This window comes from Kitasatospora sp. NPDC058184 (assembly GCF_042883725.1).
Classification (GTDB): domain Bacteria; phylum Actinomycetota; class Actinomycetes; order Streptomycetales; family Streptomycetaceae; genus Kitasatospora.
In genome coordinates this window covers 281,775-293,915 of the sequence record NZ_JBHVVE010000005.1, presented here as the reverse complement: position 1 = coordinate 293,915, position 12,141 = coordinate 281,775, and the positions used below count along the sequence as shown (strand labels likewise).

General features: G+C 75.8%; 11 protein-coding genes. 2 read left to right on the top strand and 9 right to left on the bottom strand.

Annotation, left to right across the window (positions count from 1 at the left end; all coding sequences use genetic code 11):
* Positions 1-532: 532 nt before the first annotated feature.
* Positions 533-2,026 (top strand): PP2C family protein-serine/threonine phosphatase, encoded by a 1,494-nt coding sequence (locus ACFVXH_RS12080; RefSeq protein WP_049654153.1) that lies wholly within the window; start codon positions 533-535, stop codon positions 2,024-2,026.
* A gap of 121 nt (positions 2,027-2,147) precedes the next feature.
* Here ACFVXH_RS12080 and ACFVXH_RS12075 read toward each other — a convergent pair whose 3' ends face one another.
* The 8 genes from ACFVXH_RS12075 to ACFVXH_RS12040 all read right to left on the bottom strand — a co-directional run bounded on the left by ACFVXH_RS12075 (position 2,148) and on the right by ACFVXH_RS12040 (position 10,159).
* Positions 2,148-2,501, bottom strand: coding sequence for a DUF2516 family protein (locus tag ACFVXH_RS12075; RefSeq protein WP_049654152.1), 354 nt, complete (start codon positions 2,499-2,501; stop codon positions 2,148-2,150).
* 138 nt (positions 2,502-2,639) lie between these two features.
* Positions 2,640-3,191: a hypothetical protein gene (locus ACFVXH_RS12070; RefSeq protein ID WP_387822622.1), complete on the bottom strand. Its 552-nt coding sequence runs from the start codon at positions 3,189-3,191 to the stop codon at positions 2,640-2,642.
* Between the two features lie 2 nt (positions 3,192-3,193).
* Positions 3,194-3,601, bottom strand: a complete 408-nt coding sequence (locus ACFVXH_RS12065; RefSeq protein ID WP_049654148.1) for a helix-turn-helix domain-containing protein — start codon at positions 3,599-3,601, stop codon at positions 3,194-3,196.
* A gap of 104 nt (positions 3,602-3,705) precedes the next feature.
* Positions 3,706-4,509, bottom strand: a complete 804-nt coding sequence (locus tag ACFVXH_RS12060) for an alpha/beta fold hydrolase (protein WP_387822619.1) — start codon at positions 4,507-4,509, stop codon at positions 3,706-3,708.
* A 68-nt stretch (positions 4,510-4,577) separates the two neighbouring features.
* On the bottom strand, positions 4,578-5,675 hold the full coding sequence (locus ACFVXH_RS12055; protein ID WP_387822616.1) for a MerR family transcriptional regulator: 1,098 nt from the start codon (positions 5,673-5,675) through the stop codon (positions 4,578-4,580).
* A gap of 34 nt (positions 5,676-5,709) precedes the next feature.
* Positions 5,710-6,696 carry an RNA polymerase sigma-70 factor gene (locus ACFVXH_RS12050; RefSeq protein WP_387822613.1) on the bottom strand — a complete coding sequence of 329 codons (987 nt, stop codon included), beginning with the start codon at positions 6,694-6,696 and terminating at the stop codon, positions 5,710-5,712.
* Between the two features lie 33 nt (positions 6,697-6,729).
* On the bottom strand, positions 6,730-6,930 hold the full coding sequence (locus tag ACFVXH_RS12045) for a hypothetical protein (protein ID WP_387822610.1): 201 nt from the start codon (positions 6,928-6,930) through the stop codon (positions 6,730-6,732).
* A gap of 25 nt (positions 6,931-6,955) precedes the next feature.
* Positions 6,956-10,159 carry an SNF2-related protein gene (locus ACFVXH_RS12040; RefSeq protein WP_387822607.1) on the bottom strand — a complete coding sequence of 1,068 codons (3,204 nt, stop codon included), beginning with the start codon at positions 10,157-10,159 and terminating at the stop codon, positions 6,956-6,958.
* 184 nt (positions 10,160-10,343) lie between these two features.
* On the opposite strand from ACFVXH_RS12040, the gene ACFVXH_RS12035 reads away from it, so the two are divergent.
* Positions 10,344-10,958: a YceI family protein gene (locus ACFVXH_RS12035; protein ID WP_049661334.1), complete on the top strand. Its 615-nt coding sequence runs from the start codon at positions 10,344-10,346 to the stop codon at positions 10,956-10,958.
* A gap of 112 nt (positions 10,959-11,070) precedes the next feature.
* On the opposite strand, the gene ACFVXH_RS12030 is transcribed toward ACFVXH_RS12035, so the two are convergent.
* Positions 11,071-12,057 carry a LysR family transcriptional regulator gene (locus ACFVXH_RS12030; RefSeq protein ID WP_375876609.1) on the bottom strand — a complete coding sequence of 329 codons (987 nt, stop codon included), beginning with the start codon at positions 12,055-12,057 and terminating at the stop codon, positions 11,071-11,073.
* Positions 12,058-12,141 lie beyond the last annotated feature (84 nt).

Genomic DNA, 12,141 nt, shown 5'->3' with positions numbered 1-12,141 from the left:
GCGGTGCGCGCCGGGAGCCGGTGAGCGATTCGATACGTTCACTCGAACGAGTTATCGAATATCTCTGGCGTGTTGACGCCCCGACACGCCACGATGGTCCCGCCCTCAGACCCCCCGGCCGAACAGCTCCCGCCGGGCCCGCAGCAGCCCCGCCCGCTCCTCGTACTCCTCCGCCCGGTACACCGGCCCGACGGTGTGCACCACGACGAGTTGGCGGCGTTCACCACGACGTCCACCGGCTGTTCCGTGATGTCACCCTCCACCAGAGTGATCCGCGCAACCATCGCCCTCTCCCCTTTCCCGGAGCCGCCCGGCAGCCCTTCCGGCAGCCACCCGACGGAGCCCGGGTGCTCGTCCGAGTCCAGTCACCACACCACCACCGGCGTGGCAATAGCCACAACGGCGCCGGTCGGCCAGAGAAATCCCCGGAGATCACGTTATGGTCGCGAGAAGTTCCCCGACGCGCGGTGCCAGGCGGGCACTGCGGACGGACGTCGACCGTTACGCAGTCGGGGAAAGGGAGGAACCACCGATGCCCGCAACGGGAGACGGGCGGGCACCTGGTGCCGCGGGCCTGCCGGGCGCCCATGACGGCGCCCCCGTCGGTCATGCCCGAAGCCGCGTCACGACCGGACCGGCCTCGGCGGCTCCCCCGATACCCCACCCCCGCTCGCGGGCCGCGCACGCCTCCCACCCGTCCCACATCTCCGACCCGGGCGGCCCGGCGGCGGACGGACCGGCCGACGGCGCCCCGCTGCGGCTGCTGGTCATCGAGGACGACGCCTCGGACGCCCAGCTGATCAAGGCGGCGGTGGCCGACAGCGGCACCTCGATCGAGATCCACTGGGCCCGCGGCCTGGACCAGGCCACCGAACTGCTCGCCCCGCCCGTGAACTGGGCCCGGCGCGGGCGCTCCCGCACCCCCGAGTTCGGCTGCGTGCTGCTCGACCTCGCCGCGCCCGCCGACCTGCCGCACCCGACCGACTCCTCGGACGGGCTGGAGGGCCTGCACGAGCTGCTCCGCCGGGCCCCGCACACCCCGGTCGTGGTGCTCACCGACGCCGCCGGGGCCGAACTCGGCGCGGCCGCCGTCGCCGCCGGCGCCCAGGACTTCCTGCTCAAGCACGAGACGGACGGCCCGCTGCTCGCCCGCGCCCTGCGCTACGCCGTCGAGCGCAAGCGCGCCGACGAGTCCCAGCGCCGCCTGGTCGAGGCCGAGTTGCGCGGCCAGGAGAACGCCCGCCTCCAGCGCCACCTGCTCCCCACCCCGCTGCTCGACGGCGCCGGGCTCTCCTTCACCCGGCGCTACCGCCCCGGCCGCCGCCGCGCACTGCTCGGCGGCGACTTCTACGACGCCGTGCGCACCGACGACGGCGCCGTCCACGTCGTGATCGGCGACGTCTGCGGCCACGGCCCGGACGAGGCCGCGCTCGGCGTCGCGCTCCGGATAGCGTGGCGCACCCTGGTCTTCGCGGGCCTCACCGGCGAGACCCTGCTCACCACCCTCCAGCACGTGCTGGAGCACGAACGGCGCAGCGACGAGATCTTCGCGACGCTCTGCATGCTGGTCATCGAGCCCGGCGGCCCCGGCAGCGGCCTCGACTCGCTCGGCACCGGCGAGCGGGCCCGGCTCTACCTCGCCGGGCACCCGGCGCCGCTGCTGCTCGGCCGGGACCACGAGCCGATCACCCTGCCCGCCGACCTCGCCGGGCCCGCGCTCGGCCTGCTGCCGTGCCACGACGGGCAGTCCGCCTGGCCCGCCCACGAGGTCGAACTGCGGGCCGGCTGGCGGCTGTTGCTCTACACCGACGGACTGATCGAGGGCCGGGTCGGGGCCGGATCGCGCCGGCTGGGCCAGGACGGGCTCGCGGACCTGATCGGCGACCACCAGGCCGCCGGACTGACCCGGGGGCGGCTGATCGACAGCGCCATCGCCGAGGTCGAGGAGCTGAACGGCGGCGCGCTGACCGACGACGTCGCGGTGCTGCTGCTGGAGCGCAACCCGGTGCAGCTGATCCTCGGCTGATCCCCGGCCGAGGGACGCGCGAACGGGCGCGGAAGCGGTCGACGAAGAACGAGGGCGGACAACGCGACGGCCCGGGCGGGTGAACTCCCCGTCCGGGCCGTCGCGTTGTCGGCTGCCGCTCCTACCAGGGGCCGTACGGCCCGGTGTTGCTCCGACCGCCCCGGCCGCCGCTGCCGCCGGTCAGCGCCCGGATAGCCGGGCGGACGTCCACCACGTAGACGATCGAGGCGACCAGGCCGGCCAGGGTGCCGATGCCGGTGAAGAAGTTCACCCCGAACAGGAAGTCCCAGCCGAAGGAGATCGCCAGGATCGCCACCCAGAAGCCCTTGGTCTTCTTGTCGGCCGCCCGGTAGGCGTCCTCCCGGCGGGTGACCGCGTCGGCCAGGGCGAACAGCTTGTAGGCGAGGATGGCGATGGTCGCCCACCAGATCGGGTTCAGGTAGGAAAAGGCCAGAATCTGCAACACTCCGACCATTTCGATCTCCTCTGCTCTCGACTCCGGCGCTGCGACCGCTGCCCATCCTGGCACGACGACCGTCCGCGACGGGCTCAACGTCCCGTGGTCACCGGATGTGCCCCACGGGGTACGGGGACGTGTCGGACACGCCCCGGGTCACTCCGCGGCGTCGGCGGCGCCCTTGCGGGCCCGCGCGGACCTCTTCGGGGCGGGCTCGGCGTCGACCTCCGCGAGCTCCGAGACCTCCACGACCTCCGCGACCTCCGCCACCGGCTCGGCCTCGACCAGCTCCGCGGCCGGCTCGGGCCGCTCGGCCTCGTCCGGCGTGCCCGGGCGGGCCTTGTCCACCACGACCTTGCCGCGCTCGGCCAGCTCGTCGTACGTCTCCTTGGCCTTCACCGCCAGCTCGACCGCGCGGGCCACCTGCTGCAGGGCGAAGCCCTGGGCCCGCTCCTGCAGGGCCTTGAGGTCGGTCGGCAGGGTGGTGACGGTCTCGGTGACCTTGGCCTGCGCCCCGGTCAGCAGCGACTGCGCCTCCTGGAGCCTGGCGGTCGCCTTCTCCTGCGCACCCTTGCGGTCCGCCGCCAGCGCCTCGACCCGGCCCGGCACCTCGCGCAGCTTCTCGTACGCGAGGTCCCCGGCGCCGGCCAGGGCGTACAGCGGGGTCGGGTCGCCGAGGGTCTTCTTGATCTCGTCGGTGATGGGCATGGTTACCGGTCCTCCCGGTGGGTGTTCTGGGTGGCTGGGCCGTCGGCCGTCGGCTTGGGAGCCGACGACGCGTTCTCCTTGAGGAAGGCGTCGTAGACCGCGAGCAGCGCCTGCTTCTGCTGCTCGTTGATCAGCGGATCGGCCAGGATCGAGGCCCGCAGCTCCAGGCCCTCGCCCCGCCGCTCCTCCAGGATCCCGGCCTGGACGTACAGCGTCTCCGCCGAGATCCGCAGCGCCTTGGCGATCTGCTGGAGGATCTCCGCGCTCGGCTTGCGCAGCCCGCGCTCGATCTGGCTGAGGTACGGGTTGGACACGCCGGCGGCCTCCGCCAGCTGCCGCAGCGAGTACTGGGCGTTGCGGCGCTGCTCGCGGATGTACTCGCCCAGCGAGCCGACGTTCAGTGAGGCCATGCGGACAGCCTGCAACACCCTGCTTGCAAATGCAAGCAGGGTGCTAGCGGCAGCAAACGGGCCCTGCCGGGAGGCCGGCCGGGTGGGCGGGCCGGGGCCGGGGGTCAGGCCAGGTGGGCGAGGAGGAGCTCGATGAGCCGTTCGGGGGTGCGCAGCGGGAGGTAGTGGTCGGCGTCCGGGACGAGGTGGCCGCGGGCGCCGGGGATGTCGGCGGCGAGCCGCCGGGCGATCGCCGCGATCTCCGGATGGTCGCGGTCGCCGTGGACGACCAGGGTGGGCGCGGTGACGGTGCCGAGGAGCGGTTCGGCCGCCCGGGCCGGCGCGCCCGCGAGGTGGTGCTCGCTGACGATCCGGCGGGCCGCGTTCTCCTCGACCATCGTCGCGACCAGCTCGCCGCCCGGCGCGTCGCGGCCCATGGCGGCCCAGACGGAGAGCTCCAGCTCGGCCAGCGCCGCCGTGTCGCCCCGGCGCCGGGCCTCGGCGTAGGCGGTGGTCTCCGGGGACGGCGGCCAGTCGTGGCCGCTGACCGAGGCACCGACCAGGCCGAGCGCGGCGACCCGGCCGGGGTGGGCGAGGGCGAAGTCCAGCGCGGTCTCCCCGCCCATGCTCAGGCCGACCAGCGCGGCGCGGCGCAGACCGAAGCGGTCCAGGACGGCGAGCAGGTCCGCGACGTCGTCGAAGGCCCGCTCCGGCGCGTCGGACCGGCCGAGGCCGCGGGCGTCGTAGCGGATCACGTCGTGGCGCCGGGAGAGCGCCGGGGCGACGGCGTCCCACAGCCGGGAGTCCATGCCGGAGCCGTGCAGCAGGACCACCGGGCTGCCGGTGCCGCGGCGCTCCGCCCACAGCCGGCCGCCGCCGGGAGCCGGGACGTGGACCTCGGAGGCGCGGGGATCGGGGTGCGGGCTCATGCGGTGATCCTTCCAGAGCCCGCGCAGGCCCGGCCGGTCAGGCCGGTCAGGCCGCGGCCGTCAGGCGGTCAGGCGGACTCGGGCAGCCGGACGGGCATCAGGACCGAGAAGGTGCCCGCCCGCCCGGGGGTGCGGACGGCCAACGGGGCGATCGGGCCGCCGAGTTCGAGGAGCAGCTGTCCGGGCCGCCCGGCGTCGAGGGCGTCGAGCAGGAAGTCCCGGTTGACGGCCAGTCGGTAGCCCTCGGGGGCCGGGTCGTCGGCGACCGTCAGGCTTCCGTCCCCGGCCAGGGTCAGGACGGTGACCTCGCAGTCGGCGCCGTCCGGGCCGGAGGGCAGGGTGCGGGTGGCGCCGGTCTCGACGGCGGCGCGCAGTTCGGCGGCGGACAGGGTGATCCGGTGCTCCGGTTCGAGCCGGGTGACAGCCCGGTGGTCGGGGTAGTCGACGTCCAACGCGACGCCCTCGATGCGGTGCTCCCCGACCTCGGCCCGGACCGGTCCGTCCCCGAGGGTGAGCGCCACCTCGGCCGGGCCCGCGCCGAGCAGTGCGCGCAGCGCGTCCACCAGCGCGGTCGGGACGACGGTGCCGGCCACCGGCCGTTCGGGCGTGTCGCCGGTGGCGGGCACCTCGGCGAAGGCCATCCGGTAGCGGTCGGTGGCGACCAGGCGCAGCACCGGTCCGTCCGGTTCGAAGAGCACGCCGGCGAGCGCGGGCAGCTCCGGGCGCCCGCAGACCGCGAAGCGGACCGCGTCCAGGGCGGCCGCGAGCTCCTCGGCCGGGACGGTAAGCCGGAGTCCGGCGGGGGTGGTGGTCATCGGCTGCTCCCTCTGGTCGATCATCGCGTGGATCAGGGAGAGCTCGCGGCGGGCGTCGGCGAGGCCGTCCTCCAGTCGGCGCAGGTGTGCGTCGAGCACCTGCCGGGCCTCGCCGCTGCCGGGCGCGGCGCCGAGCACGGCGCGGATGCCGGCCAGCGGCAGGCCGACCCGGCGCAGCCGGGCCAGCAGCCGGGCGTCGGCGAGCTGGCCGGGCCGGTACCAGCGGTAGCCGGTCTGCGGGTCCACCCAGGCGGGGGTGAGCACCTCGGCGCCGTCGTAGTAGCGCAGGGTACCGACGCCCAGGCCGCTGGCGCGGGCCAGTTCGCCGATGCTGTGCAGCTCGCTCTCCATGCCGGTGACTCTGCGGGCTCGACCTGGTCGAGGGTCAAGCCGGGCCGGAGCGGTCGGCGCTGCCGTCGGCGCCGGGAGCGGGGGCCGGGCCGGCCAGGTGGGCCAGCTTGTGCGGGTTGCGGACCGCCCGGATCTCGGAGATCCGCACGGCGCCGTCGGGCTGCTCGGCGAACTCGAAGACGGTGACGGAGTCGACCACGCCGTCCACGGTGACCAGCACGCCGGGCACGCCGTTGACCAGCACCGGACGGACACCGGCCCCCTCGCCCAGCCGGCGGAGCACCCCGAGGACGAAGCGGGCGACGTTGTCGGCGCCGGTGACCGGCCGCAGCGCGGCGCTGATCACCCCGCCGCCGTCCGTCCAGCTGGTGACGTCGGGGGCGAGCAGTTCCAGCATCCGGTTGAGGTCGCCGCCGACGCAGGCCGCCAGGAACTCGTCGGTGGCGCGGCGGCGCAGCTCGGGCGGGGCGTCGTAGCGCGGCCGGCGGGCGCGCACGTGCGCCCGGGCCCGGCTGCCGACCTGGCGGCAGGCGGCCTCGGTGCGGTCCAGGGCCTCGGCGATCTCCTGGTAGGAGAAGCCGAAGGCCTCCTTGAGCACGAACACCGCCCGCTCCAGCGGGGACAGGCTCTCCAGGACCACCAGCAGGGCGACCGAGACGGTCTCGGCCCGCTCGACGCCGTCGGTCGCGTCCGGCTCGGCGACCAGCGGCTCGGGCAGCCAGGGGCCGACGTAGGACTCGCGGCGGACGGCGGCCGAGTCCAGCTTGTTGAGGGCGAGGTTGGTGACCGTACGGGCCAGGAAGCCGCCGGGACTGGCGACCGGGCCGGTGACGCCGCTCCAGCGCAGCCAGGTGTCCTGGACCAGGTCCTCGGCGTCGGCGACGCTGCCGAGCATCCGGTAGGCGATGCCGAAGACCGTCCGCCGGTGCCGCTCGAAGTCGGCCAGCCGGGGGTCGGTCGGCCCGGTCGCGCTGGTCTGCCCGGCTTCAACGGCCGGCCCGGTCTCGTGGGTGTCGGTCACCCGCGCGACGCTACCGCACGGTAGTCGTCGCGCTCAGCTCCGGAAGGCCTCGTAGGCGGGGGCCAGCACGGCGGAGAGGTCGCGGCCGTACGCGGTGATGCCGGAGCGGCCGAGGCGGCGCAGCGAGGGCTCGTCCGGGCCGTCCTCCTCCTCCGCCGGGGCGGGGCTCAGGGTGAAGTCGCCGCGCCAGTAGGCGGCGACGTTGACCACGGGCGGTCTCGGTTCGTTGGTCACGCGTCCTCCTCGGTGCCAGGGCCGGTCACACGTCCTCCTCGGCCACGGCGTCCTCCCGGGTGAGGGCGACCAGTTCGCGCAGCGCGTCGACCGGCAGGTCGGTGAGCCAGCGCTCCCCCTCCCCCACCACCGCCTCGGCCAACGAGCGTTTGGCGGTGAGAAGTTCGTCGATCCGCTCCTCGACGGTGCCGACGCAGACCAGTCGGCGGACCTGGACGTCCCGGCGCTGGCCGATCCGGAAGGCGCGGTCGGTGGCCTGCTCCTCGACCGCCGGGTTCCACCAGCGGTCCAGGTGGATCACCTGGTTGGCGGCGGTCAGGTTGAGGCCGGTGCCACCGGCCCGCAGCGAGAGCAGGAACACCCGTGGCCCGTCCGGGGACTGGAAGCGGTCGACCAGCTCCTCGCGGCGCGCCCGGGCCAGGCCGCCGTGCAGGTAGAGCACCTCCTCGCCGAGCCTGCGCTCCAGGTACGGGCGGAGCATCGCGCCGAACTCGGCGTACTGGGTGAAGACCAGCGTCCGGTCGCCCTCCGCCAGCGCCTCCTCCAGCAGTTCGGCCAGCCGGGCGACCTTGCCCGAACGCCCGGCCACCGCCGAACCGTCGTGCAGCAGTTGGGCCGGGTGGTTGCAGACCTGCTTGAGCTTGCCGATCGAGGCCAGCACCGTGCCGCGCCGCTCCACGCCCCGGATGCCCTCGACCCGCCGCAGCAGGTCGGCGACCACGGCCTGGTAGAGGCCGGCCTGCTCGGCGGTGAGGTTGCACCAGACGGTCATCTCCTGCTTGGCGGGCAGCTCGGCCGCCACCGCCGGGTCGGACTTGACCCGGCGCAGCACGAACGGGGCGGTGCGGCGCAGGAGTTCGGCGGTGCGCTCGGGGTTGCGGTGCAGCTCGACCGGGATCGCGTAGCGCTCCTTGAAGCGCTCGGCCGGGCCGAGCAGGCCGGGGTTGGCGAAGTCCAGGACGGCGTGCAGTTCGGCGAGCCGGTTCTCCACCGGGGTGCCGGTGAGGGCGATCCGGTGCCGGGTGACGGGCAGCGACCGGATCGCCCGGGACTGCGCGGTGCCGGTGTTCTTGATGTGCTGGGCCTCGTCGGCGACCACCCGGCGCCAGCGGATCGCGCGCAGGGCGGCGAGGTCGCGCTGGACCAGCCCGTAGGTGGTGATGACCAGGTCCACGCCCCCTACGGCTTCGGCGAGTTGCTCCGCGCCGAGGCGGCCGGCCCCGTGGTGGACGTACCGCCGCAGGCCGGGGGCGAAGCGCTCGGCCTCGCGCTGCCAGTTGCCGACCAGGGACATCGGGCAGACCAGCAGGGTCGGGCCGGCGGCGTCACCGGGCCGTTCGGAGGCCTTCCCGGAGGCCCTCCCGGGGACCTTCCCGGAGGCCCGCCCGGGGACCTTCTCGGAGGCCTTCTCCGCAGCCAGCAGGGCGAGCGTCTGGACGGTCTTACCGAGGCCCATGTCGTCCGCCAGCACGGCGCCGAGGCCGAGCCCGGACATGGTCCGCAGCCAGGCCAGCCCGCGCTCCTGGTACGGGCGCAGCTCGGCCCGGAAGTCCGGCGGCAGCTCCGGCGCCACCGCGCCGCCGCCCCGCCCGGCGAGCAGGTCGCCGAGCGGGCCGTCCGCGCGCACCGAGGTGACCGGCAGCCCGGCGACCGTCGCGTCCGGGTCGAGGGCGAGCCGGAGCAGTTCGGTGGCGGCGAGCACGCCGTCGCGCCGGTCGGCGAGGAAGGCGAGGGCGGCGGCGATCTGGGCCGGGTCGGCCTCCAGCCAGGTGCCGCGCACCCGGACCAACCCCTGCTTGGCGGCGGCGAGTTCGGCCAGTTCGCGCTCGGTGAGCGGCTCCCCCTCCGGGCCGAGCGCGGCCTGCCACCGGAAGGCGACCACGGCGTCCCGGTCCACCTGGCTGGTGACCGCGAGGGTGCCGGGCGCGGGCGGGGTGGTGGCGCGCAGGGCGAGCCCGAGCCGGGGGCGGCGGCGCCACCAGGCGGGCAGCAGCACCCCGAAGCCGCCCTCGGCGAGGGCGGGCGCGGCGGTGCGCAGGAAGTCCAGCGCACCGGCCCGGTCGAGCGGCAGGGCGGACGGGCGGGAGCGGTGGCGCAGCCCGTCCAGGGCGGGCCAGCGGTGGGCGGCGCGGGCGAGTTCGGCGACCAGGACGTCGACCGGGTCGGCGGCCTTGCGGGCGAGCGCGGCGTGGGCGGCGCCGCCCTCGTGCAGGTCGGCGGCGCGGACCAGCAGGGAGGGCTCGTCCACGGCCTGGAGCAGGAACTCCAGCCGCCAGGCGTCGTCGGAGGGGCGGCCCTCGGGGTCGTCCGCGTCGGGGCCGAGCGGCTCGACCAGGCGGAAGCAGAGCCGCAGCGCCGGGTCGACGGGCTCGGCGGCGGCGTACCAGGCGCCGAGCCGGCGGCGCAGTTCGGCGACCTCCCCGGCCGGGGCGCCGTCGATCGCGCCGTCGGGGGTGGTGAGGGCGTGCAGCCAGCGCTCGGCGACCGCCTCCCCCGGCGCGGGGAAGGGGGTGTCCGCCAGCGCGGCGCGGGCCTCGGCGTCCACCAGCGCGCCCAGGGCGGCGCCCAGCAGCGCCTCGCCGCTGCCGGGGCCGTGCGGCCACTCCCCCAGCAGGACGGGCGGGCAGCCGGCGGCCAGGGCGGCGGCCTCGCGGCGCCCGGCCGGGGTGGGGTCGGGCCGCCACCGGGCCCGCGGCCGGCCGTCGGCGGCGGTCACGGGCAGCGGCAGCACCCGGCCCCGGCCGACCGTCCGCCAGGCGAGGTCGTGCACCCCGGTGAGCCAGCGCAGCGAGGGGCCGTGGACCACCTCGACCCGTCCGGCGCCGGGCAGGTCGGTGCCGGTGACGGCCCAGACCGGGTCGAAGACCTCGCCGAGCAGCTGGGCGGCGGCCCCGGCGTCGAAGAGCAGTGCCGGCACGCGCCAGGGGGTGAGCACGGCGCCGCCGCGCGGCGGGGTGACCGGCAGGTCGGGCGAGGGCGCGGGGGCGGTGCCGACGGTGGGCAGCAGCAGGGTGGCCCAGCGCTCGGGGGCCTGGCCGGCGAGCCAGCCGAGGCCCGGGCCGATGCCGCCGAGCACGGCGGCCAGCTCGCCGGCCGGGCAGGCGTAGGGGTGGGCGCGCGGGGCGGGCCGGTCGGGGTACGGCTCGGGGGCGCCGGGGTGGGCGCGGGCGTCCTCGGCCCAGAGCGCCAGCCGCCCGTCCGCCCGCCAGAGCGCGTGCAGGACGAACATCGGGGGCCTTCCGGGCGGGGTGGGAACCGTCCTTCGCAGCCTAGCCGGGAGGGCCGACAGGACCGGTCCGCTGAGCCGTTCGGGGGAAGCCCGGACGCCATGGTTGAAAGTTGAACGAAGTTGTCCTACGCTGGAGCCAACAAGTTGAAGCCTAAACAACTGGCTTCGAACCAAGGAGGAAGCCATGGGCCTGTTCAACCGCACCAAGACCGTCACCGCCCCCGCCGCGGCCGCCGTCCGGACCCCGGCCGGCCCGGACCTCGCCCACCTGACCGGCGACTGGACGATCGACACCACGCACAGCGAGATCGGCTTCTCGGTCCGCCACGCGATGGTCACCAACGTCAAGGGCCGCTTCACCGAGTACGACGGCGCGCTGCACCTGGACGGGACCCACCCGGGCAACTCCACGGCCGAGCTGGTGATCAAGGTCGCGAGCGTCGACACCAACCAGGCCCAGCGCGACGAGCACCTGCGCACCGGCGACTTCTTCGCTGCCGACGCCCACCCGGAGATCCGCTTCCGCAGCACCTCCGCCCAGCTGGTCGGCGGCGACTCGTACCGGATGACCGGCGACCTCACCATCAAGGGCACCACCCGCCCGGTCGTGCTCGACCTGGAGTACACCGGCAGCGCCACCGACGCGTACGGCGCCGACCGGGTCGGCTTCGAGGGCAAGGCCGTCCTCGACCGCACCGAGTTCGGCCTGACCTACAACGCCGCGCTGGAGACCGGCGGCGTGCTGATCGGCGAGAAGGTCAAGCTCAGCTTCGAGATCTCCGCCGTCAAGGCGGCCTGAGCCGGCCGTCCCCGTCGCGGGTCGCCCCCGTCGCGGCCGGCCTCGCCCCGTCGCGGGCCGCCCCCTGAGCACCGTCCCTGCCCCTCCCCCCGGGGGCAGGGGCGGTTTTCGCCTACCCCGGGGGCAGCAGCGCCGCGTCCGCCGCGGGGAGCCAGCTGCCCGGCGGGCGGCGCAGCCAGCCCTCGGCCGCGCCGAGCTCGTCCGCCGCCGCGGCCAGCGCCCGCAGCCCCGGGTGACGCTCGCCGGGCCGGTGCACCAGGCTGACCAGGGTCAGCGGCACCGGCTCCACCAGCGGCACGTTCACCGTCCCCGGCATCCGCGGACCGCCGACCGTGGTCAGCATCGGATCGCCGTGCCGGACCAGGTAGCGGGCGGTCTCGTCCACGCCGACCGGCGGCGCGTACGGCGCGGCCGCCGTCAGGCCGTGCTCGCGCAGCAGCCGGGTGCCGAGGTCGGCCCACTCGGTGGTGGCCGGATTGCCCACGCAGACGTCGACGGGGTGCCCGACCAGGTCCGACAGGCGCAGGGCGGCGCGGCCGGCCAGCGGATGGGTGTCCGCCATCATCACCGAGACCCGCTCCAACCGCACCGGCAGCTGGACGAGTTGACCGCGCACCGGGGCGGGCAGTCCGGCGAAGCGCCCGAAGGAGGCGTCCAGCCGGTGGGCCAGGAGCTCGGCGGCGGCCGCGGCCAGCCCGCCGTGGAAGCGGGCCAGCAGTTCGCCCTCCGGCCAGGCGGCGCGGGCCCGTTCGAGCACCCGGTCGGCGGCGAGGTCCGGGCCGTTGACGTCGCTGTTGAGGTCGAGCAGCAGCGGCCGGGCGGCGGCCCCGGCCCCGGTCGCCGCCTCGGCGAGGATCTCGTCGTGCAGGGCGAGGAACCGGCGCGCCCGGGGCAGCAACCGCCGCCCGGCCGGGGTGAGTTCGACGCTGCGGGTGGTTCGGGTGAACAGCGCGTCGCCGAGCAGCCCCTCCAGGGTCCGGACGTCCCGGCTGAGCGCCTGCTGGGCGGTGTGCAGCCGCTCGGCGGCCCGGCCGAAGTGCAGGGTCTCGGCGGTCGCGACGAAGCCGCGGAGCAGACGGGGGTGCAGGTCACGGGGCATGGGCGGCAGATTAACAACAGGGTGTTGTGAGTGCGGCGAAACAGGTGTTGGACGGCCGCCCGCCGCCGGCACCAGGCTGGGGGC